A 23,725-nucleotide genomic window follows, 5' to 3' on the forward strand; every position below is an offset into this window, starting at 1 on the left:
GGTGAGCCAACTGACCCAGCTCGGCTACCAAGTAACGCTGCAGCCCACAGAGGCCGCCTGACCTGCCCAAACGGGTCACGAACGGGGGATTTTCGCACTAGCCGTTCTTCGTACAGACCCCTCTATGGGTTCCGTCACTTCTTCGCGTCGAACTGCCGGAGCAGCTCGATGACCGGGGCGAAGGCCGCCATGTCGCGTTCCTGCACGCAGACGTAGGAGATGCCGTAGCGCTCCCGGCGGGCCAGTACACACTCCGCGATCTGGGCGGGGGTGCCGATCAGCAGGGTGGGGACCTCCAGGATCTGTTCGGCCGTGAGGTACGGGATGCGGCGACGCATGGTCTGCGCGGCGGCTCGGCGGTCCTCGGTCACGGCGACCGTCTGGACCAGGATGTTGCGTTCCAGCTCGGCGGCGCGCGGGCCGGCCTCGTTGGCGAAGAACGCCACCCGCCCGTCCAGCGCCTCGGCGTCGATCAGTTGCAGGGTGCCGCGCGCCGAACCGGCGGCGAGCACGGCGCCGGCGAAGGAGACGATGTCCGCGTGGCGGGCGGCCAGCCGAAGCACCCGGTCGCCGTTGCCGCCGATCAGCAGCGGCGGCGACTGGGTCGGCCGGCCCGACTGGCCTGGCTCAATCGGTTGGCCCGGCTGGCTCGGCTGGGGGAAGCCGAGGGCGCGCGGGTCGGCCAGTAGCTCGCGCAGCGCGGCTGCGGTCTCGGCCAGCTGCCCGACCCGGGTGCCGGCGGTGCCCCAGTCCAGGCCGGCCTTCTCGAACTCGGCCCGCACATAGCCGGTGCCGAGCCCGGCCTCCACCCGGCCCTCGGTCAACTCGTGGGCGCTCAGGAGGTCGCGGGCCAGCAGGACCGGGTTCCAGAAGGCACTGTTGAGGACGTAGGTGGTCAGTCGCACCCGTTCGGTCGCCGCGGCTGCGGCCACCATGGCGAGGAACGGGGACTGCACACCCAGGTGGTCAGGGACCGCGATCACGTCGTATCCGAGGCTTTCGGCGGTGCGGCAACTCTGCGACCACTGCCGGGGCCCGGCGGTGGGGACCAGGTTGACGCCGAAGCGGAAGTTTCGCATATGGGAAGTCAGCTCGTTTCGCTCGTCGGGATCGGCGTCGGGTTCGCACCAGGGCCCGGGGCCGGTGCCGGGGTCAGCAGCGCGGAGAGGACCGGCTCGTCGCCCAGGTCCTCGAAGCGGTTCAGCAGGTCGGCCAGCTCTGCGGCCAGCTCCACCGCCTCATCGGCCCGGAGGAATCCGCTCCGGTAGGCGAGGGTGCCCAGCAGCCCGTCCTCACGCTGGTTGAAGGTCACGGTGAGGCCGAACTTATTGGTCTTTTCGTTCTGCAGGCCGTGGTCGAGCGGGGCCAGCCGGGCCGCGCCGAGCGTGGCCGACCAGCGGGCGGTGCCGACGCTGTTGAGCATGCAGTCGACATAGGGGGTACGGCCGGCGGTGCGCGCCGGCCGCAGCCGGCGGACCACCTCGTCGAAAGGTGCGCTCTGGTGCTCGAATGCCTCGATCACGCTCTCCCGAGTGGCCCGCAGCAGGTCGGTGAGCGTGGTGTGGGGCGCGCACCGCGAGCGCAGCACGACGGTGTTCAGGCACGGGCCGAGCACTTCGTCGAAGGCATCGCCCGCCCGGTTGGCCACCGGGACGCCGAATGTGAGGTCGGGCCGACCTGACCAGCGGTGCAGGGCGGCGGCCAGTGCCGTCGCGGTGACCATGAACTGCGAGGCCTGCCACTGGTCCTGGACCCGTAGCAGTCGCTGCGTCAGGTCGGTCGCGAGTGGCAGTACGGTGCTGCCGGGGGTCCGGCCCGCGAGGTCGACGGCCGTACTCGGTCCGAGCGTGCTGGGGGCGCCGGCCAGCTGGTCGGACCAGTAAGCCAGGTCCGCCGTCGCCCGCGCCCGGCCCGTGCCGACCTGCTGGGAGTGGACCAACTCCCGGTACTGGCGCGGCGGCGGGAGCTGCGCGGCCGCATCACCGCTCTGCTGGTAGCAGAGCTCCAGCTCGCGCAGCAACAGCGGGACCGACTCGCCGTCCACGACCAGATGGTGGATGCACAGGGCGAGCAGCCGGTCGCCGGATGGCAGGGTGACCAGGGCTGCCGCCAACAGCCGTCCGGCGGCCGGGTCGAAGGTGCCGGCGGCGGCCTCGGACCACGTGTTCAGCCACTGCTGCTCTTCGGCGCCACTCGCGACGCCCGGCTCCGCTTGCGCCAGCTCTGGCTCCCAGGCGGGTCCGACCTCCTGGAAGAGCCGACCGTCGTGGTCGACGAACCGGGTGCGCAGGATCTCGTGCCGGGCGACGAGCAGGGCGAGCGCGGCACGCAGCCGCGCCGGGTCCAACGCCCCCTCTACACGCCAGAAGAGAGGGATGTGGTACCTCGCGTGGCTGGGGTCCAGCCGTTCGGCGAGCCAGATTCCCTCCTGGAAGCCGGCGGCCGGGAAGACCCGGCCCCACGCGCCGTCGTGGTGCTCCGGCACCCCGGCAGCGGCCGGCGGCGGGACGGCGCGCTGCCGGTCGACGAGATCGGCGAGCTCGACGAGCCGGGGGTGGCTGAAGAGTTCGCGGACGGTGAGTTCCACGCGCAGACGCTCGTTGATCCGGGCCAGCAGGGTGGCGGCGATCAGGGAGTGGCCGCCCAGTTCGAAGAAGGAGTCCTCGGGCAGGATGTCGGGCACCCGCAGTACCTCGGTCCAGATGGCGCGGACCTCGGCGACGGTCGCGGCGGTGGCGGACGGCTTCTCGACTGCTCGGGTGGACAGGCCCGGTGTGGCGACCGCGTGCGTGACCGCAGGCAGCAGGGCAGCCGCCTCGGCCAGGGTGCGGTGCGGCGTGGCGACCAGGTCGGCCAGCACGGCCAGGTAGTCGCGCGCCAGTTCGGCGGTGACGGTAGGGCCGACCGAGCCGACCGCGTCCTTCCAGAGCATCCGGCTGCCGTTGCTGCCCTCGGTCAGCATCACCGTGAGCCGGTAGTCGGCCACGTCGGTCGAGTCGAGCAGCCGCACCGAGCAGCGGGCTCGCTCGCCGACGAGTTCGAAGTCGTAGACGTCGAGTCCGACCTCGCCCGCCGAGTTCCAGTACTCGAAGACCACTTGGTGGCTCTGGTCGCGCCCGGCGGGGCCCAGCAGGTCGGCGCTGCGCAGGATACTGGGCAGCGGCAGGCTACCGTGGCGCAGACCCGCGCGGACGGTCGAGCGCAGCTCCCGCAGCAGGTCCGCGTAGCTGTCCGAGGGGCGGATGCGCTGACGGAACGGCAGGACGTTGACGAAGAAGCCGACCCGGTCGTTCAGTGCCTTGTTCGAACGGCCGTGGTAGGGAGCCGAGATGATCAGGTCGCTGCTGCCGGTGTGGTGGTGCAGCGTGATGAACAGGGCACCGAGCATCACGGTGAAGTAGGACACGCCCAGCTCCCGGGCCAGTTCACGCACCCGAAGAGTCAACTCGGCATCGACGGCGAAGGGAACGGGCGGCGCACCGTCGTCGCTGGTGCCGCTCGCCGCTTCGGGCAGCAGCAGGGCCGGCGGCAGCTCCGCCAGCGCCTCGCGCCAGTAGGCCCGGAGCGGTTCGCCGCGTTCGCCCTCGGCCGCCTCCCGGGAGCACCGGGCGTGCTCGAGAAGCGGTGCGAGGTCGGCCGGCGGTGCCAGCTCCTCGCCCGCGTAGGCCCGGCGCAGGTCTTCCAGCAAGATGGGCACCGAGGTGCCGTCCAGGGTGATGTGGTGCACCGTGACCAGCAGGACGGTCCAGTCCGCCCCGGTCAGCACCTCGACCCGGGTCAGCGGGCCGGCGCCCAGGTCGAACGGGACCTGGGCCGCCGTCAGGGCCGCCGCCCGCGACGTGGTCACCGTCCGCACGCTGACCGGGACGGCGTCCTCGGCGGTCGTTGACCAGTCCAGGCACATCCCCTCGGTGCTCCGCCGCACCCGCGCCCGCAGGGCCGGGTGGCGGCGGAGCAGCTGGGCCACGGCCGCGCGCAGGCGGGGCAGCTCCAACTCGCCCTCGACCGCCAGGGCGAGCGGCAGGATGTGCTCCCACTTGGCTGGATCGCGCTGCCAGGTCACCCACATCGCCTCCTGCGTGACCGACAGGGGGAGTTGGGTCGCCGGACGTGGCGTGGTGGACGCGGCCTGGTCCATCGGAACCTCCTGGATGTTGGTTGCGGGTCTGCCAGTAGGGGTGGAAGGCGGGCCGGCATGCGAGCGGCCGATGGCTGCCGCGGGACGGGTCCGCGCGGCGCCGATGACGGAGGCACTTCCCGGCCGAAGGCCGGGAAGGAGTCCATGGGGAGCATTGGCGACTGCGCGGAGGCCGCCCGTGGGGGCAACTCCCCGCCGACGGCTGGGGAGGGAGCCGGGCGCCGCGACGCCGTCCCCTACTCGCAGACCCTCTCAGCGCAGTTGCTCGGCGAGGGCGCGCCTGTCGGTCTTGCCGGAGGGGCTCAGCGGCAGCGCGGGGAGCCGGACGAACCGGCCGGGCACCATGAAGGCGGGCAGGGCGGCCCGGGCGTGACTGGTCAGGCGGTCGGCCAGGCCGTCGTCCGGAGTGCTGTCCACGGGGGCGGTGTAGAAGGCCACCAGCATCCGCTCGCCGACCCGGCTGGTGGTGGGCACCACCACCAGGTCACCCACACCGGGTGCCGTGCGCAGGGCCGACTCGACCTCGCCGATCTCGATCCGGTAGCCGTTGACCTTCACCTGGTCGTCCGCGCGCCCGGCGTACTCGATGGCACCATCGGGCCGGACCACGGCCAGGTCGCCGCTGCGGTAGTAGCGGCGGGGCTGCTGTCCCGGCAGCGCCAGCACCGGGTACCGCTCGGCCGTCAGCTCCGGGCGGTTCAGGTAACCGATGGCCACCTGCGGCCCGGCCAGGTAGATTTCACCGATTTCACCGGGCGCGGCCGGCGCGCCCTGCGCGGTGAGCACGGCGAGTTCGAAGCCGTCGAGCGGCAGGCCGATGTTGAGCGAGGGGTCGGCGGCTCCCGGCGGCGCCGGTGAGCCGATCGGCACGTCGATCTCGGCCGCAAGCAGCTGCCGGCCGGTGGAGAAGACCGTGGTCTCGGTGATGCCGTACATGTTGACGAACGCCGTTGCCGTGCCGTGAACCTGGCGCCACTCGCGGACCGCGTCGACATCCACCACCTCGCCGCCGAAGATCACGTAGCGCAGGGAGAGCGCCGCCCGGGCGCCGTCGGTGGATCCCGGGGCCGTGCCGGCTCGGGAGAGGTAGCGGAAGACGGACGGGACCTGGTTCAGCACGGTCACCCGCTCGGCGGCGAGCAGCTCCAGCAGCGCTTCGGGAGACCGGGCGGCCTGCGCGGAGACCACGACCAACTTGCCACCGTGGGCCAGCGCACCCCAGAACTCCCAGACGGAGAAGTCGAAGCAGTAGGAGTGGAAGAGCGTCCACACGTCGCTGCTGTCGGTCTCCACCACCTTCGCGCAGGCGGCCAACAGCGCGGTGACGTTGCGGTGCGAGACCTCGACGCCCTTGGGCGTGCCGCTGGAGCCCGAGGTGTAGATGACGTAAGCCGGCGCGTCGGCCGTCACCGCCACCTCGGCGGCCCGAGGTGCGTCCTCGGCCCACAGGCTCGCATCGATGCCGAGCACGCGCTGCGCCGCCGGGGCGGTGGCCTCGCCGCCGGCGTCGGTCAGGACCAGTTCCACCGACGCGTCGTCAGCCATGTACTGCACGCGCTCGGCCGGATAGGAGGGATCGAGCGGCACGTAGGTGCAGCCGGCCTTCAGCACGGCCAGGATCGCCACCACCACGGCGTTGCCGCGCCGCAGGTGCAGGCCGACCCGGACGCCGGGCCCGGAGGTCTCGCGCAGGATCGCCGCCGCCAGCCGGGCGGCCCGCTCGTTGAGCTGGTGGTACGTCAATTCCTCTTCGTCGTCGGAGACCGCAGGCGCGTCGGGCCGCAGCTCGACCTGCTGCTCGAAGATCCGGTGAAGGCAGAGTTCTGGCTGCACGGTAGTTTTCCCACTTCTCGTCAGGGCTGGCTAGCGCAGGCTGAGGGGACGCAGATCGGTCCACGTCTCCTTGATGTGGGCCAGGCAGGTGGCCTTGTCACCCGTCACACCGACGCCCTCCCAGCCGGCCGGCACCTCCCGGCCCTCGGGCCACAGGGAGTACTGGTCCTCGTGGTTGCGCACCACGAGGTACTGACGGTCGTCGCCGTCCTCGAACATGTCGTGTCCTTCTCTTTCGGAGGTGAACGGGGTCAGCGGATCGGTGCGCCGAGCAACTGCGCGGCGAGCCGGCTGAGCAGGTCGACGCCGCTGGGGCCGCTGACGAAGAAGTGGTCGCCGGGCAGCATCCGCAGACTGAACTCGCCGCTGGTGTGCTCGCGCCAGGCGGCGAGCTCCGGCTCGGTGACGGTGGAGTCGCTCAGGCCGCCGAAGACGCTGACCGGGATCGACAGCACCGGACGCGGCCGGTAGCGGTAGGTGTAGTCGAGTTCGAAGTCGGCCCGGATCGAGGGCGCGGCCAGCCGGATCAGCTCGGGCCGTGCCAGGACCGCTTCGGGCGTGCCGCCGAGGCCGACCATGACCCTGGCCAGGTCCGCGTCCGGCAGTCGGTGGTACGGCAGGCCCGCGCTGCCCAGCCGTGGGGCCCGGTGCGCGGCCGCCACCAGCGAAACGGGAGCGTGGGTCGTCGAATCCCTCAGCCGGTCGACCAGTTCGAAGGCGATCACCGAGCCGAGGCTGTGCCCGAAGACCACCGTCGGCAGGGCGGGCTCGGCCAGCACCGCATCGGCCAGCGCGTCGGCGAGTGGATCCATCGCTGTGTGGAGCGGCTCGCGCAGCCGGGCGCCGCGACCGGGCAGCTGGACGGCGCAGACCTCCACTTCCGCCGGCAGCAGTTCGTGCCAGGAGCGGTACATCGCGGCGGCGGCCCCGGCGCCGGGCAGGCAGAGCAGGCGCACCCGCGCTTCGGGGCGCGGTGGGAACCGCAGCAGCCAGCGGTTCTTCACCCCGGGATCTCCTGTCGCAGGCGCCGCGCCAGCTCCTCGATGGTGGAGTGGTGGAAGAGCTGGCTGACGCTGAGGCTCAGCCCGGCCTCGCGGGCACGATGGACCACCTGGATGCTCTTCAGCGAGTCGCCGCCGATCTCGAAGAAGTCCTCGTCCACCCCGGTGCCCGGCCGGCCCAGCACCTGGCTCCAGATCTCGGCCAGCAACCGCTCCAACTCGTCTCGCGGTCCTACGAGTTGACTGGCAATGCCAAAATCCCGGTCGGGCAGCGGCAGCGCCGCTCGGTCCACCTTTCCGCTGGAGTTGAGCGGGAAGCAGGGCAGCACGAGCAGGTGGCTGGGGACCATGTACCTGGGAAGCTGGTCGCGCAGCCGCTCGCGCAGGGCCGAGGTTTGCGACTCCTGCTCTGCCGTGGTGGGGGCGTCCTGAGCCAGCACCAGGTAGGCGGTCAGGGCCGGCTCGGCGCCGGGGGCGGCGGGCGTGGTGGTGACCAGCGCGTCCTGCACCTCGGGCTGGGCGCGCAGCACGTTCTCGATCTCACCGGGCTCGATCCGCAGGCCGCGAACCTTGAGCTGGTGATCGTTGCGGCCCAGGAAGTCAATGGTGGTGTCGGCGCGCCAGCTCACCAGGTCGCCGGTGCGATACAGGCGCGCACCGGGGGTGCGGCTGTAGGGGTGGGGAACGAAGCGGTCGGCGGTCAGTTCGGGCCGGCCCAGGTAACCGCGGGCCAGCGCGACCCCACCCAGGTAGAGCTCCCCGGGTACGCCGACCGGGACGGGGCGCAGATGCTCATCCAGGACGTAGACTTCCACGCCCGCGATGGGCCGTCCGATCGGCACCCGCGCCTGCCGGGCGGCGCCGGGCTCGGCCGCGTCCAGGGGCGGGCACTGCCACTCGGTGACCTCGATCGAGGCCTCGGTGGGCCCGTAGAAGTTGGACAGCCGCACCGGCAGCCGGCTCAGGCAGCGGTCCACCAGCTGGGCAGGCAGCGCCTGACCGCTGCAGAACACGCGCTGCAGCGAAGCGCACCGGTGCAAGTCGGGCTCGTTGAGGAAGGCCTCCAGCATCGGCGGTACGAAGTGCACCGTGGTGACCGCCTCCCGCTCGATCAGATCGACCAGGTACCCGGGGTCGCGGTGCCCGCCGGGTGCGGCCATGACCAGCCTGGCCCCGACGGTCAGCGGCCAGAGCAGTTCCTGGACCGACACGTCGAAGGTGTACGGGGTCTTCTGCAGCACCCGGTCGGCGGGAGTGAGGCGCTGGGAGTCCTGGAGGGCGTGGACCCGGTTGGCCAGCCCGCGGTGCGGCGCGCCCACCGCCTTGGGCTCGCCGGTGGAGCCGGAGGTGTAGATGACGTAAGCGAGGTCGTCCGGGGCCACCCGGGCCGGCTCGGGCACCGGTAGGGCATCGACCACGTGGGTGTCGACGGCCAGTACCGGCAGCCCGGTCGAACTGAAGGCCTCGGCCAGTTCGGCGGTGGTCAGCACATGGCTCGCGCCCGAGAGCTGCGCCAGCCGGGACAGGCGGCCGGGCGGGTCCTCGGGGGACAGCGGCAGGTAGGCACCGCCGCCGCGCAGCACGGCCAGGACCGCAGGCACGAGGTCCAGTCCCCGCGGCAGGCAGAGCGCCACCACACCCCCGGCGCGGGCGCCTTCCCCGGCCAGCCGGGCGGCGAACAGCTCGGCCCGTTCGATCAGTTGCGCATAGCTCAGCGCAGCGCCCTCGAAGGTCACGGCGGTGCGTTCAGGGGTACGGACGGCCTGGCGCCCGATCCGTTCGTGCAACGGACCGTCCCACCGGTACGGTTCGGCGCTGCGGCTCCACTCGTACAGGGTCTGCTCGGCCTGGCTCTCGCTCAGCAGCGAGAGCTCGCCGACCTTGATCTGCGGATCGTCGAGGGCGGCGGTCAGCAGGTTGTGGAACTGTTCGGCCATCCGTGCCACGCTCGGCTCGTCGAACAGTTCACTCCGGTATCGGAAGGTGGCCAGCGCGCCGTCCTCGACGGGGCGGATCTCAAGCCAGAGGTCGGTGAAGGTGGTCGGCGGCCGCACCGGCAGCACCTCCACCGCCAGCTCTGCCAACTCCGGCACAGTGAGCGGCTGCTGGAGCGCGAACATGGTCTGGAAGAGCGGATCGTGACTGGTCGCGCGGTCCAGCTGGAGCTCCGTCACCAACCGCTCCAGCGGCACACCCTGGTCGGCGAAGGCGGCCAGGGCGGTGCGGCGGGCGCGGTGCAGCAGCTCGGCGAAGCTGGGATCGCCGGACAGGTCGACCCGCAACGGCAAAGTGTTGACGAACATTCCGATCAGCGGCTCGACGGCGGAGCTGGTCCGCCCGGCCGATGGGCTGCCGATCACCAGGTCCTGCGTGCCGCAGACCCGGGAGAGCAGCAGGGCGAAGGCGGAGAGCAGGGTCATGAACGGCGTGACCCGGTGCCGGCGCGCGGTGGCCAGCACCCGCTGCCACAATCCGGCGTCCAGGGCCAGGTCGTAGGTCCCGCCGCCGAAGCCCTGGACGGCCGGGCGGGTGAAGCTGGTCGGAAGCTCCAGCACCGCCGGTGCTCCCGCGAGCCGCTCGCGCAGCCGGGCCAGCGCGTGCTGCGCCTGCTCGCCGAGCAGCGCGGCCCGCTCGCGCTCCGCGTACTCGCCGAACTGTATGGGCAACGGCGGAAGGTGTGGTTCCGCACCGGTTCGGCAGGCGGAGTAGAGAGCGGACAGCTCCAGATGGAAGCGGCCCATCGACCAGCCGTCGCTGATGATGTGGTGGCAGACCACCGCCAGCACGTGGTCCTCGTCGTCCAGCCGCAGCAGGCTGGTGCGGATCAGCGGCCCCTGGGCGAGGTCGAACTCGCGCAGGGCGTCCGCCTCGACCATTGCGGTGGCCTGCGCGACGCGCCCACCGGCAGGGGTGCCGCGCAGGTCGGTGACCGGCAGGGCGAGCCGGAGCTCGGCGGCGATCCGCTGGCGGGGCTCACCGTGCTCCAGCTCGAAGGTGGTCCGCAGGCTCTCGTGCCGGTCCACCAGGTGCTGCAGGGAGCGGTGCAGCGAACCGACGTCCAGTGGGCCGCGCAGGCGCAGCGCGGAGACCAGGTTGTAGGCGCTGTTGCCGCCGGTGTAGTGGTCCAGGAACCAGAGCCGTCGCTGGGCGAAGGAGGTCGGCGCGAGCCTGGCGGCAGCCGCCGCCTGCTGATCCACCTGTGGGGTCCCGGTGTGCGTCACGAGGTCTCCCGGACGGTGCTGCCTGCCTCGGTGGCCCGCAGGGTGGTGAGCAACTCAACGACAACGGAAGCGAATTCGGGGACGGTGGGCGCATCGAAGATGGCCTCCAGCGGCGGCGCCACGCCGAACTCGTCCTCGACCAGCGAGAACAGCTGCACGGCGGTGAGCGAGTCGCCGCCCAGTTCGAAGAAGTCCCGCTGGACGAGGTCGTCGCTCTCGCCCAGCACCTTGGCGAAGAGCACGGCGAGCCGGTCCTCGATGGACCGCGCGGCCCCGTCCTCGATCCCCCGGATGTGCGGCACCGACTCCTCGCCCACCCCGGCAGAGGGGGTCAGGCCCTCGGTGAAGGGCTCCGGCTGGACCAGATGACGCCGACGCTCGAACGGGTAGCTGGGCAGTGGCACCCGGCGACGGCGCGCGGTGCCGTGCAGGCGCTCCCAGTCGATCGCCGTCCCGTCCTGCCAGAGCCGCCCCAAGGCGTCGAGCAGCGCAGCGCGTTCGGCCTGCGGCAGCCCCGGCTCGCCGAGCCGGTCGAGCAACTGGTCCGGGTCGCCCGACCCCGGCCCGGACGTTGCGGCAGCCCTGAGGGCCGCGACGGCCTGGGCGTGGTCGGCGCAGACGAGATAGCGGCGGTGCGCGAAGGCGTGCCGGCCCGTCTGCAGCGTCCAGGCGACATCGGCCAACGCCGACGCGGGCCGCCTCAGCAGGTGTTCGGCGAGGCGCTCGGCCATCGCGGCAAGCGCGGCGGGGGACTTGGCGGAGAGCACCAGCAGCTGGCTGCGCCCCGGGGGCTCGGTCGGCGCCGCAACCCGCGGTGCCTCCTCCAGCACCACGTGCGCATTGGTGCCGCCGATACCGAAGGAGCTGACGCCGGCCCGGCGCGGCGACGCGGTGGCCTCCCAGGCTCGGCACTCGGTGTTCACCGCGAAGGGGGTGGCGGCGAAGTCGATGACCGGATTGGGGCCCGCGAAGTGCAGCGTGGCCGGGATGGTCCCGTGCTCCAGCGCCAGCGCGGTCTTGATCAGGCCAGCCACCCCGGCAGCGGTGTCGGTGTGGCCGATGTTGGTCTTGACCGACCCCAGCAGGACCGAGCCTGCCGGCAGCGGTTCCTGGGCGAAGGCCTGGGCCAGGGCGGAGACCTCGATCGGGTCGCCCACCGGGGTCCCGGTGCCGTGCGTCTCGACGTAGGAGATCGAGGCGGGGCTCACCTCGGCCGCCGCGTGGGCCAGGCGGATCACCTCGCGCTGGCCCTGGACGCCGGGTGCGGTGAAGCCGGCCCGCTGGTGGCCGTCGTTGTTCACCGCCGAGCCGCGGATCACAGCGTGCACGTGGTCCTCGTCGTCCAGCGCGTCCTGGAGGCGGCGCAGCACCACGACGCCCGCCCCGTCGCCGCCCACGATGCCCTTGGCGTCCGCCGAGAAGGTGCGGCAGCGGCCGTCGGCAGACATCGTGCCGCCCTCCAGGTAGCGGTAGCCGGCCCGGGGCAGGCGCAGCGTGACCCCGCCCGCCAGCGCCACGTCGCAGTCACCGGCCAGCAGTGCCCGGCCGGCCTCGTGGACGGCGACCAGCGAGCTCGAACAGGCCGTCAGCACCGCCATGCTGGGCCCGGTCAGCCCGAGCTTGTAGGAGACCCGGGTGGCCAGGTGCTCGGGCTCGTTGGCGATGGTGAGCGCGAGGTCGTCCACCCCGGGGAACCGGTCGGCCTGGTCCTGCACCAGCGCGGGGTAGCCGTTGCGTCCCGCGCCGGCATAGACACCGACCGTGCCGGGGGTGGCGCGCGGGTCGTAGCCCGCTCGCTCCAGTGCCTCCCAGGCACACTCCAGGAAGAGCCGGTGCTGCGGGTTGAGCACAGTGGCGTCGCGGGTGGAGAACTGGAAGAAGTCGGCGTCGAACTCCCCGACGCCGTCGACGATGCCGTGCATCGGGACGTAGCGCGGGTCGTCCAGCGCGGCGGGGTCGTGGCCCCACTCGCGCAACTCCTCCGCGGTGAAGGACCGCACCGAGTCCGTGCCGGCCACCAGGTTGTCCCAGTACTCCTCGGGCGTGGCGGCGCCCGGGAACCGACAGGCCAGGCCGATGATGGCCAAGTGCGTGTCGTTGCCACTGTCGTAGTCGGCGTCGATCATGAGTCAGTCCTTCCAACAGTGGTGTCGGGGAGAGGTGCGGCCGGGTCGGGGATGCGAGCAGCAGCCGCGCGCCGGTTTTGTGTGCGCAGCGCCTTCAGCCGGGCGGTGCCCCGCCGCAGGCGAGCACCGGCGGGATCGTTCGCGGGGCTCGCAGCGGCGGGTGCCGCGGGGTCAGGAGCCCGGTCCAGCTGGCGGGCCAGTGCGGCGATGGTGGGGTGCTCGAAGAGCGTGAGGATGCTCAGCTCGCGCGCCAACTGCTCGGCCAGGTCGGCTCGGATGCCGGCCAGTAGCAGCGAGTGGCCGCCGATGTCGAAGAAGTTGTCCTGGGTGCCGAAGCTCTCGTGGCCAAGCGCCCGGGCCCAGACGGCGGCGATCCGCTGCTCCAGTGGTGTGCGGGTGCCGGGGTCGGGCGCGGCCCGGGTGGCCAGCAGCGTCCCCTGCCCGGCGATCGCGGCGCGGTCCACCTTGTCGTTGGCGGTCAACGGCAGTGCGGACAGCACCCGGTACTCGTGCGGGCGCATGTAGCCGGGCAGTTGGCGTCCCACCTGCTCGTGCAGCTCGGCTCGGTCGGGCAGCGCGTCCGGGTCGGTGAGCACGAGGTAAGCGGCCAGGGTGGGTTCGGCGCCGTCCGGGCCGCCGGGTGCGAGCGCCACGATGGCGTCGCGCACGCAGGGGTGGGCGCGCAGGATGTTCTCGATCTCACCGGCCTCGATCCGGAACCCGCGCAGCTTCAGTTGCCGATCGTTGCGGCCCAGGAAGTCGATGCTGCCGTCAGAACGCCAGCGCACCAGGTCGCCGGTACGGTAGAGCCGCGCGCCGGGAGCGTAGCTGTAGGGGTGCGGGACGAAGCGGTCGGCGGTCAGTTCGGGCCGGCCCAGGTAGCCACGGGCCAGCGCGACCCCGCCGAGATACAGCTCCCCGGGCAGTCCGACCGGGACCGGGCACAACTGCTCGTCCAGTACGAAGGCTTCGACGCCGGCGATCGGGCGGCCGATGTCCGGCAGCGCACCGCGGTCACGGACACCGGGGGTGACCGTGCCCGAGGTGGCGACCACCGCGCTCTCGGTCGGGCCGTAGTTGTTGACCAGCCGGAACGGCAACTCCCGGCACCCGATGCCGTGCAGGCGGTCGCCGCCGGTCAGCACCGAGCGCGGGGCGCTGGTGGCCGGCCAGGGGGCGGCAGCGATGCGCTCGACCAACGGGGTGGGCACGAAGCAGCTGGTCACCTCGCGGGCCACCAGCCAGTCGGTCAGCTCGGTCGGGGACAACACGGTCGCGGTGTCCGGAACTTCGAGGGTGGCCCCGGCGGCCAGTGCGGGCCAGATCTCCCAGGCCGAGGCGTCGAAGCCCGGGGCGGCGATCAGCGTGGTGCGATCGCCCGGCTCCAGGCCGAACTCCCGGTGATGCCACGCCACCAGGTTCGCCAGCGCCCGGTGCTCGATCATCACGCCCTTGGGCAGGCCGGTCGTGCCTGAGGTGTAGATGACGTACGAGAGGTCGGTGGCCCGGGCGCGCGGTGCGGGCTCGGGCCCCACCGGCTGCGCGTCGCTGTGCGCGAGGACGTCCTCAAGGACAAGGGCATCCTCGCGCAGCCGCCAGTGCTGCCGGTCCGTCAGAACAACCAGTGGAGCGGCGTCGCTCAGCACGGCGGCCAGTCGGCCCGGAGGGTTGGCCGGATCGAGCGGCAGATAGGCGGCGCCGCTCTTGAGGATGCCGAGTTCGGCGACCACCAGCTCCGCGCCACGCGGCAGACAGGTCGCCACCAGGCTGCCCGGCCGGGCGCCGGCCGCTCGCAGCCGCGCAGCCACCAGGTCGGCCTGCCGGTTGAGTTCGGCGTAGGACAGGGCACGGTCCGCGGTGCGCACCGCGATCGCCGTCGGTCGCTCCCGGGCCTGCCGCTCGACCATCCGGTCCACACACTCGGTGACGGGCGCCGGCGGCTGGAGCGCGCCGGCCAGCACCGTCCGCTCCTCCTGTACGCCCAGCAGGGGCAGCCGGGAGAGCGGCGCATCCGGTGCGGCCAGGGCTGCCGAGAGCAGCCGCACGTACCGCTCGCCCAGCAGCTGCGCGGTGCGCGGCTCGAACAGGTCGCTCTGGTAGCCCATCCAGCCCTCGGCCTGCTCGGCACCGAAGGCAAGATGCAGGGTCAGCTCGAACTTCGCGGTCTCGATCCGGATCGGCACCGAGCTCGCGGTCAGCCCGGGCATCCCGGACTCGGCCGCGACCAGCTCCTCATAGGTGAAGACGCTCTGGAAGATCGGGTGGCGTGAGGTCAGCCGCTCGGGCGCAAGCTCCTCCACCACCTGCTGGAAGGGCAGGTCCTGGTACTCGTGACCGGCCAGGAAGGTGTCGCGGACCTGGTGCAGCAGCTCGGCGAAGGTCAGCCCGGGGCTCAGGCGCACCCGCAGCGGCAGCATGTTGACGAAGAGCCCGACGACCCCTTCGGTCTCCAGCGTGGTGCGGCCGCTGACCGGCACGCCGATCACCACCTCCTCGGCCCCGGCAAGCCGGGCCAGCAGCACCGCGTAGGCGCTGAGCAGCACGATGAACTTGGTGACCCGCTGCTCGGTAGCCAAGGTCCGAGCCTGCTGGGCGAGTTGGGGGGACACCGGGAAGGAGCTGGCGTTTCCCGCGTTGCTCTGGACGCGCGGATGAGGCCAGTCGGTGGGTAGTTGAAGCTGCGCGGGCGCCTCGGCCAACTGCCGCCGCCAGTAGGCCATGGCCTCGGCCCGGCGGGGGCCGGCCAGCATCTGCCGCTCGGCGGCCGCATAGTCCCGGTAGTCGTAGGAAGAGGAGGGCAGCGGCTGCGCGCCCTCGCCGAAGCAGGTGAGCGCGGCGGTGTACTCGGCGGCCAGGTCGCGCTCGATGATGCCCAGCGACCAGCCATCGACCACGATGTGGTGGAAGGCGAGCACCAGCACGTGCTCCTCGGCCGCCAGCCGGATCAGCCCGGCCCGGAACACCGGGCCGTCCCGCAGGTCGAACGCCGCCAGGGCCAGCCGGTCCACCGCCTCGGCCAGTGCGCGTTCGCGGGCCGGGGCAGGCACGTCGGTCAGGTCGGTGACGGTCAGCGGCACGGTGACGGCCTGCGCGATCCGCAGCACCGGCGCGCCGTCCACCAGGGGGAAGGTGGCGCGCAGCATGCTGTGTCGCTCGGTCAGCCGTGCGACGGCCCGCTCCATGGCGGGCAGGTCGAGCGGGCCGTGCAGCCGGGTGGCCTTGGGGACGTTGTACTCGCTGCTGTCCGGGCGCAGCTGCCAGAAGAACCAGAGCCGCTGCTGAGCTGCCGACAGCGGTGAGGGTTGGCCGGGCAACGGGTTACTGGACACCGGTCTGCGCCCCGGCCTGCTGCGCCGCCGCCGTGAAGGCGGCGAGTTCGGCGACGGTGGGGTGGTCGAAGAAGGCCGCCAGCGGCACTTCCACCTGCAGCGCCTGCGACATCCGGGAGATTACCTGCGAGGCGGTCAGCGAATGGCCGCCCAGTTCGAAGAAGTTGTCCTCGGCGGTCAGGTCTTCGAGACGCAGCACATCCTGCCAGATACGGGTGATGACGACCCGCAGTTCGTCCAGCGAACGAGCGCCGGGAGGGGTTTCGGGCTGCTGTACCGCGCTGTCTGTCGAATGCCCATGGAGGGTCATGGCCGCAGGCTTCCTCTCTGTCCGAAGTATTGGTGGAAGGGATTCAATTCGGGCCTGCTGCAGAGACCTTCGCACTGTGAGCGGGGCGTCGCACCGGTCCCAAGATGAATGGCACGAGAGAGGGAACGCAAGCCGTCCTGCCCCTTGGGGCAGGGAGCGTCGCATGTTGGGGCGGCACAGACTCCCGTCAGCGTTCGGATGGTGTGTGATCGCCGGCGGCAGGCCGTGCCACCTGCTCTTCTGCGGTTGCCGGGCGGCGTCGGCTGCGCTTTCGGGCAGTTCCGGCTGCCCCAACGGGCAGGCCCGGGGGCTGCTCTTTCGGCGGTCGATGAACTCCTGATGCGCCGTTGGCCGTCTCACGATTGTGAGATTGATGCAGCGCACCATGACGGCGCCAGGGGTGAGCGCGACCGGCGCCATGTGCAAGGCCGCGGGGAATTCCGTCCTGCGCGTGACCGGGGGAAAGACCATGAGCGATAAGGCCGCCAAAGCCGTCACCGTGGCCGTTCTGGCAAACGATCCCGTCACCGGAGAGGGCGCCGTCTGGTGGCTCTCTTCGTGCAAGGACATCGATGCCAGCTACTGGACCTGGCGCCATCCCGCCGATGTCCTCCTGGTCTTAGCGACCGAGATCACCAGTGACATGCTCTCCCGGGTGGAACGGGTCCAGCGTGAAACTCCGGACAGCGTGCTGCCGATGGTGTTGGTCGCCAACGATTTTCCCGAGCACCACATGCTGCGGGTCATCGACCTGGGCCTGGTGCGCTATCTGCACCGGCAGGAGAGCGGTTTCGACGACATCAAGCGCGCCGTCCAGGAGGCCGCCGCAGGGGGACGGGAGTCCTCGGCGGGCGTGCAGCAGGCGCTCATCGCCCAGATCTGCGCGATCCGGGACAAGGCGCTGGAGCCGGTCGGACTGAACCTGGCCGGCCTGGCCGACCGGGAGGTCGAAGTCCTGCGCTTACTGGCCGAGGGCCTGAGCACCAAGCAGATCTCCGCGAAGCTCAGCTACTCCGAGCGCACCGTGAAGAGCATCGTGCACGGTGTGGTCACCCGACTCAACCTGCGCAACCGCACCCACGCCGTGGTCTACGCCCTACAGGCCGGGGTCATCTGAGTGGGCGCGACGTTGGTTCCCCGTGACCGGCCGGAGCCCGGCGGGGTACCGGCCGATTCCGGGCGGCAACCAGGACGCCGCTCCCGACCTCCCGCCGGCCGGAGCGCCTCCGCGCTCATCGGGCGAGCGTGCCGGCCTGGCCCTCGCCGCCGTCCTGGCCCACCGCCCGCCGCACCACGGCGGGCGAGGTGCAGCGGTCGGAGGCGTGCCGGGTGGAGTCCTTCTGCGAACGGGAGCAGGCCGCCGCCGTGCTGAAGGCCGTCCGCGCGGCCCACCCGTACGAGGAGGCGGTGGTGCACTTCCTGCCACTGTACGACCCGCCCGCCGACGGATATGTGACGGTTCGCCACAGCCCCAGCGGGTGCGCGGACAGCCAGTCGCCGTGCCGCTCGCGCATCCGGTCCCGCTCCTCCGTCGAGGCGAGGAAGACGTCGGCCCCGCCGTCGTACGGATGGTGCAGCCGCCGCAGGCCGGTGTCCGCGACGACCACCCCGGCCACCTCGTCGTCGGCGACCCGGCGCAGCAGCCCGTCCAGGCAGCCGCGCCACCACTCCCGCCGCTCGACGAAGACGTGGCAGTGGGTGCGGAACTCCGGATCCGGGTCGTCCGTCTGCAGCCAGGTCCGCCAGAGCTCCCCGGCGGGGCGCACGACGGGGTCACCCGGGGCGCCCGGCTCCGCCGTCCACACCGGCGTGATCACGTACACCTCCGCGCCGGCGAACAGCTCGTCCAGCACGGTGTTGTAGCGCTCCAGCGCGATCGCGTACTCGCGCTCGTTCTCCGGGTAGCGCTTGGACCGCGACAGGCTGTGGAACCGCACCCAGACGTCCCGCTCCCCGGGTCGATCTCGTGCCCGACGGGCGGGCTGCCCGGCCACCGGCGCTCCCAGAGCGCCGTCAGCGCCTCGCCGTCCATATCACCCCCTCCACTCGACTGGCGGTCACAGCTCCGGAGCCTGCTCAGCGGACGTCGACGGTGAACTGACGGTCGGTCGCGTCTGACCCGACGGGGCCCCATCGCCCGTCTCCCGGGCGGCGAGGCCCGTCGTGCAGCGTGATGGTAGTCCGGCCCGAGTTCTGGGCGCGGAACGTGAAGTAGTAGTGACCGCCGGAGCCGAGGTTGCCGATCAAAGCGGAGCCGGTCAGGTCCTCGATGCCGAACTTGTCGACGTACTCGTCTCCGGACGCCCGCACGATCGCCGGGTCGGGGCCGGGGGTGCCCATGGTCCAGGTGTCGCGCGACTCCTGGTACCCGAACACCTCGATCGAGAAGAGTTCGCCGGGCTTGACGGTGAGCTGCCCCGAGGACGCGGTGAACACCGTGCCGTGGTCGAGCTTGCCGGTGGTCATCCGGTGGACGGCCACCGCGCCGACGATGCCCGCGACGGCCAGCACCGCGGTCAGCGCCAGGAGGATCCGGCGCTTGGCCGAGCGGCGGCCGCTCCGGGGCTGTGGAGTCTTCAATTCGGGCCTCACTTGGGCATTCGAACGCTTGAGACGGCAGGGAACCTGTCGTCGGACGCGCCCTGCATCTGGCTGTTGACGAAGTCGCTCTCGCTGACCCAGGTCGTGCCGCCCCACGGGTTGTAGAGCTCCAGCAGGTCACCGCGGTGCGCGATGATCACCATCTGATGGTTGCCGAGCTTGTACCAGTGACCGCTGTTCACGGAGATCGGCACGGGTTTACCCTCGTCGACCTTCTGTTCGATCTCAGCCAGCGCGTTCTGGCGCTGGTCCCGGCTGTCGAGGTCGACGTTGCGGTAGTCCGCGCCCGTGTGGCTGGCGATTTCGCCGTTGGCGACGTCCTTGGACTCGAAGTCGAACATGCCGTCCGTGTACTTGTGCCACCACCCGCGTTTGTCGTGGACGCGGTTCGTCTCCTCCAGCCAGCGGTCGTACGCGGCCTTGCCGTTGTCGTACTTCGGGTCGCCGGGGTGGCCGCCAGTGGTGAGCTGGAAGGCGAACAGCGGGTCGACCATCGCCCGGGCGGTCACCGTCGAAGCGGGCACACAGGTCCCGTGATTGCCCTGGTGCCACTTGACGCCCTGGTAGCCCGTGAGCGCCGTGCCGGGGGAGATCGCGTCGAGCTGCACCGGGGAGATCCGTGCGGAGAGCCAGGCGGGGTTGTCGCCGTGCTCGTGGATCAGGTCGTCGAAGGCCTTGATCTCGTCGTAGCCGTGCCCGGCGGCCAGCGCCTTCATCAGGTAGGCGCGCTCCTCCGGCGACTTGGTGCCGGCCAGCAACTGGTCGAAGCGGGCCCGGTCGGCGTCGCTCATCTGGTCCATGAGCTGGGCGGCCCGAGCGGCGTTGGCCTCGGTCAGGATGGTGCCGTACTCCTGTTTGCCGGCGATGGCGGCGTCGACGAGCACGAGCTTGTCCTCAGCGCCGAGGCCCTTGTTCTTGAACTTGCCCGCCAGCGCCTTGTCCGCCAGCGCATTCAGCTCACGGGCGGCGCTGCGGCCCGCGTTCTCGGCCTTCACCGCGGCGTCGTGGATCGACTTGATGCCGTCCTTCGCCTTCGCGTGGGCGCGGTGCATCTTGTCGTCGTCCCAGTGGAAAGGGTCCGGCGCCCCACCGACGGTGATGTCGTGCAGCAGCTCCAGCGCCTCGCCCAGCGGCGCGGCCCCCTGCCCGTGCAGGGTCTGCGCCTCGCTCAGCGCGGTCGACAGTGCCTTGAGGTGCTGCCGACCCTTCTCCAGCGCGTCGCGGCAGCGCGTCAGATCGTCGGCGGAGGCCTTGACCACCTCGGCGGCCTTCTCACCGACCTGCCCGGTCCAGGCGTCAGGCCGGTGCTGGCTACCGACCTTCGCCACCTTCATCTGGATCTGGCCGACCGCCGTGTTGTACGCGGCGGCAAGGCCGCCGATCTTGCCGGAGTCGCCCTTGGGCGCGGGCAGTTGCAGGGCGTCGTGCACGGCGTACTTCAGGTCGCCCGCGCCCCACATGCCGTGCGACTCGTCGATGGTCTTCTTCAGCCGCTCCACCTGCTGCCGCTGGCTGCCGGGCTTCTCCCCAAGGGGGTGCAAGTCGTGGTCGGCCACCGTCACGCCCCTTGGTGCTGGTGCGTCAACCCCGCGCCCCCGGCCGTCTCCCGGCGGGCACCGAGCCCCGTTCCGGCACCGTCGTCGCTCATGTTCCTCCCCCGATGTTCCGCCGTACGGTCCGAAGACCGCCCGACAGCATAGTGTGGGCCCGGAGGACCGGAGGACCGGAGGACCGGAGGACCGGAGGACCGGAGGACCGGACCACCGGAGCGCCCCAGGCCGTCACCGGGACGCCGGGGGTCCCCGGCCGTCACATCCGCCCCATTCGCCCCAGCCCGGTGAAATCACTCGTCGCGGCCGCGCCGACCCCGTACCGTGGTCCGGTCAGTGATCTTGGCCAGGGAAGGGCGGACACGCACCATGCGGCAGCACCAGGGGTGGGCGGACGAGCGTTACGGCGCGGTCGCGGACGTCTTCGCCGCCAACTTCGAGGAGTTCCCCGAGCTCGGCGCCGCGGTCACCGTGTACGTCGACGGCCGCAAGGTGGTCGAGCTGTGGCGCGGCACCGCCGACGAGCGCACCGGCCGGGCCTGGACGCAGGACACCCTGGTGCCGGTGTTCTCCTGCGCCAAGGGCCCGGTGAGCATCAGCGCCCTGCTCCTCGCCCAGCAGGGCCGGCTCGACCTGGACGCCCCGATCGCCCGCTACTGGCCCGAGTTTGCGCGCCACGGCAAGCGGGACATCACCACCCGGATGATCCTCGGCCACCGGGCCGGCCTCCCGGCGCTGGACGCGGTGCTCTCCTTCGAGGAGATCGCCGCCTGGGAGCCGGTGATCCGCGCGATCGAGGAGCAGGAGCCGCTCTGGGAGCCGGGGACGACCTACGAGTACCACGGCCATGTGCTCGGCTTCGCGGTCGGCGAGGTGATCCGCCGGGTCACCGGCCTCACCCCGGGCGCGTTCCTGCGCAAGGAGCTCGCCGAACCGCTCGGCCTGCCGCTCTGGATCGGCCTGCCGGAGAGCGAACTCCCCCACCTGGCCCGGCTGGTGGAGGCCGAGGGCCGCCGCCCGATGCCCGGCCCGGAGCACCTGCTCACCCGGATCGTGACCATGAACAGCGCCCTGGTCTTCCCCGGCCTGGACGTACCGCACGGCTGGAACGACCCGGCCCTGCACGCGATCGAGCTGCCCGGCGCGGGCGCCGTCGCCTCCGCCACCGGGCTGGCTGGCCTGTACGCGGCGGCGGTCACCGGCCTGGACGGCGGCGAGCGGCTGCTCTCGCCGGACACCGTGACCGACGCGGTGCGCGAACTCTCGGCCGGCCAGGGCTTCCTGGGCTTCGACATGGGCGCCCGTTGGGGCTCCGGCCTGCTGCTCGACTCCCCGGCCTTCCGCCGGCTGCTCGGCCCGCGCAGCTTCGGCAACGACGGCGCCGGCGGCCAGTTCGCCTTCGGCGACGACGAGTTCGGCGTCGGCTTCGCGTACGTCGCCAACCGGATGATCGGCCACGGCGACGCCCGCGCCAACCGGCTGATCGAGGCGGTCCGCGGGTGCCTGGGGTGACGGACTTCCTGGCCCGGCTGACCGCGCTCGCTGCCACCGGCGCCCTCGGCGACCTGTACTGCGGCGCCTCGCTGCCCGAACTCGCCGCCCGCTACGGCGAACCGTGGGACGGCGGCCGGATCCACCGGGACACCCGCTGGCCGCATCACTTCGGCTGGGGCGACGTGCGGACGGTGGTCTGCCGCTGCCGGCAGCTCCGCTCGCTGTCCCTGCCGATCTGGCACGGTGAGCTCGAACTCCCGCTGCCGGGCGGCGAGTCGGTGACGCTCGACACCCGGATCGGCGAAACGGCTCTGACCGCAGCACTGACCGCGGCCGGCTGCGCCTGGCAGACGGTGACGTACGAGAACCTCCCCAACCAACGGAACCTGGAGTTCTCGCCGGCCGAGGAGGTCCGGGTGACGCTGGTCCTCACCGATCGCGAGGCCTACGACGAACCCCCGTTGGAGGAGTGGGTGCTGTACAAGGCCCTGCTGTGGAGCTACGACCACATGGACTGCCCCGAGCCGGACCCCGCCCTGCCGGACGACGGCTGGGGCGCGGCCGAACTCTGAGGCGGGAACCCCGAGACGGCGACCGGCCGTTCCGTCCCCTGTGCGGAACGGCCCGCCGCCGAGCGTTACTTGAGCAGGAAGTCGTAGACCGCCTGCCGCCCGATCGGGTTGGCCGCCCGGGTCTGCACCGAGTGCGCCGCCCCCGGGACGATCACGACCTCCGGGTCGTGCGCCAGCTCCGCCTGCTGGTACAGCCACTCGTACGGGGTGGAGAGGTCCCGGTCGCCGCCGAGCAGCAGCACCGGCACGTTGGGCAGCTTGCGGTGCGCCGGCGGCAGCGGCGGCACCTGCTCGCGCGGCCAGTCCAGGCAGACCAGCAGGCTGCCCAACCCGGTCGCGGTCGCCGGGTCGTACGGCCAGGTCTCCTCGGCGGTCAGGTCCTGCCTGGTCTCCTCCAGCGCCGCCGCACGGCCCTCGACCGGGGTGTCCGAGCTGCCCCACGGGTAGCGCCCGTCGGCGCACAGGGTGGCGGCGTGCAGGCCCTGGCTGAGCGCCTCGGCCGGCGCGGCGTCGTTCTTGTGTACCTCGTCAATAAAGGCCTGGAGCTTCTCCGGGTGCCCGCCTGCAGCATCGTGCAGGGCCTCCGGCACCCCGCCGTAGTTGGGGTCGGCGAACTCGTAGCTGGTGAGCGCGTCCAGGATCTGCGGCCCGTTGCCGTACTTCTGCACGGTGGCTGCGAGGTCGGCGGCCGGGTCGGTGGTGCAGCCGGTGGTCTGGCAGGCGGAGCGCAGCACCCGGGCGGTGGCGGGCAGCGCGACCAGGTCCATCGGGTCGTAGCCGCCCTGCGGCACCACCGAGTCGAGCACCAGCCGCTCCACGTGCGCCGGGTGGGCGAGCGCGTACCGCTCGGCGACGAAGGTGCCGTAGGAGACGCCGTCGATGGTGAGGCGGTGGTCGCCGAGGGCCTGGCGCAGCAGGTCGATGTCGGCGACGGTGTCCGCGGTGCTGTAGAAGCGGGCGTTCGGGCCGAGGGCGGCGGCGCAGTCGGTGATGGACTGCTTGCGGGGCGGGGTGAGGTCGGAGGAGCCCATGTCCTCCTGCAGCCCGGGGCACTGCAGCGCCCGCTGGCCGGTGCCGCGCTGGTCGTACATGACCAGGCGGTAGTCCTTCAGCACGGGCGCCATCTTGCTCGCGATCCGCCGCATGAGCGGCACGCCCGGCTGGCCGGGGCCGCCGGTGAGGAACAGCAGGTCGCCCTTGGGGGCGTCGGCGTTGCCGGTCATCGCCACGTCGAGTTGGAGGGTGCCGGGGGCGGCGCCGCTGTGGTCGAGCGGCACGGTGATCGTCCCGCAGGTGAATTCGGGCGCGCCCTGACAGGGCGCCTGCCCGGTGATCCCGCCGCCGTGCCGGGCCAGTTCGGCCGGCGCCGCGACGGCGGGGGTGGCCAAGGTGGTGCCGGCGACCACCGCGACGGCGCCCAGTAGGGCGGCGATGCGGCCGCGCGTGCTCGTCATGTTCGTCCTTCCGCTCGCGCCACGTCCGTGCTGACGCGGTCACGGAGTCAGCTTGGGCCCGGGGGACTTCGAACGCGAGCATTCGTGCCAGGATTC

The 23,725-nt window shown here is 72.0% G+C and carries 16 protein-coding genes; 3 read left to right on the forward strand and 13 right to left on the reverse strand.

All coding sequences use genetic code 11. The annotated features are described in order from the left end of the window. Positions 1-134 precede the first annotated feature (134 nt). The 9 genes from ACWC9T_RS29750 to ACWC9T_RS29790 form a co-directional block, all read right to left on the reverse strand. On the reverse strand, positions 135-1,079 hold the full coding sequence (locus tag ACWC9T_RS29750; protein WP_449824136.1) for a TIGR03621 family F420-dependent LLM class oxidoreductase: 945 nt from the start codon (positions 1,077-1,079) through the stop codon (positions 135-137). Between the two features lie 8 nt (positions 1,080-1,087). After that, the gene (locus ACWC9T_RS29755; RefSeq protein WP_449824137.1) at positions 1,088-4,138 is read right to left on the reverse strand and encodes a condensation domain-containing protein; all 3,051 of its coding nucleotides are present in this window, start codon (positions 4,136-4,138) and stop codon (positions 1,088-1,090) included. A gap of 252 nt (positions 4,139-4,390) precedes the next feature. Next, positions 4,391-5,971 carry an amino acid adenylation domain-containing protein gene (locus ACWC9T_RS29760; protein ID WP_449824138.1) on the reverse strand — a complete coding sequence of 527 codons (1,581 nt, stop codon included), beginning with the start codon at positions 5,969-5,971 and terminating at the stop codon, positions 4,391-4,393. A gap of 30 nt (positions 5,972-6,001) precedes the next feature. Beyond that, positions 6,002-6,190, reverse strand: a complete 189-nt coding sequence (locus ACWC9T_RS29765; RefSeq protein WP_396238923.1) for an MbtH family protein — start codon at positions 6,188-6,190, stop codon at positions 6,002-6,004. Between the two features lie 32 nt (positions 6,191-6,222). Further along, positions 6,223-6,975 carry a thioesterase II family protein gene (locus ACWC9T_RS29770; protein ID WP_396254552.1) on the reverse strand — a complete coding sequence of 251 codons (753 nt, stop codon included), beginning with the start codon at positions 6,973-6,975 and terminating at the stop codon, positions 6,223-6,225. Beyond that, entirely contained in the window at positions 6,972-10,193 is a 3,222-nt protein-coding gene (locus tag ACWC9T_RS29775) for an amino acid adenylation domain-containing protein (protein ID WP_449824139.1), read from the reverse strand. The genes ACWC9T_RS29770 and ACWC9T_RS29775 overlap by 4 nt, the downstream gene beginning before the upstream one ends. Next, positions 10,190-12,319 carry a type I polyketide synthase gene (locus ACWC9T_RS29780; protein ID WP_449824140.1) on the reverse strand — a complete coding sequence of 710 codons (2,130 nt, stop codon included), beginning with the start codon at positions 12,317-12,319 and terminating at the stop codon, positions 10,190-10,192. The genes ACWC9T_RS29775 and ACWC9T_RS29780 overlap by 4 nt, the downstream gene beginning before the upstream one ends. Beyond that, positions 12,316-15,633, reverse strand: coding sequence for a non-ribosomal peptide synthetase (locus tag ACWC9T_RS29785; protein WP_449824141.1), 3,318 nt, complete (start codon positions 15,631-15,633; stop codon positions 12,316-12,318). The genes ACWC9T_RS29780 and ACWC9T_RS29785 overlap by 4 nt, the downstream gene beginning before the upstream one ends. 4 nt (positions 15,634-15,637) lie before the next feature. Continuing rightward, positions 15,638-15,958 carry a phosphopantetheine-binding protein gene (locus ACWC9T_RS29790; RefSeq protein WP_449824142.1) on the reverse strand — a complete coding sequence of 107 codons (321 nt, stop codon included), beginning with the start codon at positions 15,956-15,958 and terminating at the stop codon, positions 15,638-15,640. Positions 15,959-16,331: 373 nt separating this feature from the next. On the opposite strand from ACWC9T_RS29790, the gene ACWC9T_RS29795 reads away from it, so the two are divergent. After that, positions 16,332-17,075 (forward strand): response regulator transcription factor, encoded by a 744-nt coding sequence (locus ACWC9T_RS29795; protein WP_449824143.1) that lies wholly within the window; start codon positions 16,332-16,334, stop codon positions 17,073-17,075. 115 nt (positions 17,076-17,190) lie between these two features. Here the strand turns inward: ACWC9T_RS29795 and ACWC9T_RS29800 are convergent, their stop codons facing one another. The 3 genes from ACWC9T_RS29800 to ACWC9T_RS29810 all read right to left on the reverse strand — a co-directional run bounded on the left by ACWC9T_RS29800 (position 17,191) and on the right by ACWC9T_RS29810 (position 20,115). Further along, positions 17,191-17,895 carry a DUF3885 domain-containing protein gene (locus ACWC9T_RS29800; protein ID WP_449824144.1) on the reverse strand — a complete coding sequence of 235 codons (705 nt, stop codon included), beginning with the start codon at positions 17,893-17,895 and terminating at the stop codon, positions 17,191-17,193. Between the two features lie 139 nt (positions 17,896-18,034). Beyond that, the gene (locus ACWC9T_RS29805; protein WP_449824145.1) at positions 18,035-18,550 is read right to left on the reverse strand and encodes a protease inhibitor I42 family protein; all 516 of its coding nucleotides are present in this window, start codon (positions 18,548-18,550) and stop codon (positions 18,035-18,037) included. Then, a complete protein-coding gene (locus ACWC9T_RS29810; protein WP_449824146.1) occupies positions 18,547-20,115 on the reverse strand; it encodes a peptidoglycan-binding protein in 1,569 nt (522 codons plus the stop codon). The genes ACWC9T_RS29805 and ACWC9T_RS29810 overlap by 4 nt, the downstream gene beginning before the upstream one ends. Before the next feature lie 363 nt (positions 20,116-20,478). On the opposite strand from ACWC9T_RS29810, the gene ACWC9T_RS29815 reads away from it, so the two are divergent. Together ACWC9T_RS29815 and ACWC9T_RS29820 are read left to right on the forward strand one after the other, a co-directional pair. After that, on the forward strand, positions 20,479-21,621 hold the full coding sequence (locus ACWC9T_RS29815; protein WP_449824147.1) for a serine hydrolase domain-containing protein: 1,143 nt from the start codon (positions 20,479-20,481) through the stop codon (positions 21,619-21,621). Next, the gene (locus ACWC9T_RS29820) at positions 21,618-22,175 is read left to right on the forward strand and encodes a hypothetical protein (protein ID WP_449824148.1); all 558 of its coding nucleotides are present in this window, start codon (positions 21,618-21,620) and stop codon (positions 22,173-22,175) included. Before ACWC9T_RS29815 ends, ACWC9T_RS29820 begins: the two co-directional genes overlap by 4 nt. 65 nt (positions 22,176-22,240) lie before the next feature. Here the strand turns inward: ACWC9T_RS29820 and ACWC9T_RS29825 are convergent, their stop codons facing one another. Next, the gene (locus tag ACWC9T_RS29825) at positions 22,241-23,629 is read right to left on the reverse strand and encodes an alpha/beta fold hydrolase (RefSeq protein ID WP_449824149.1); all 1,389 of its coding nucleotides are present in this window, start codon (positions 23,627-23,629) and stop codon (positions 22,241-22,243) included. Positions 23,630-23,725 lie beyond the last annotated feature (96 nt).

It is taken from the genome of Kitasatospora sp. NPDC001159 (assembly GCF_053598235.1).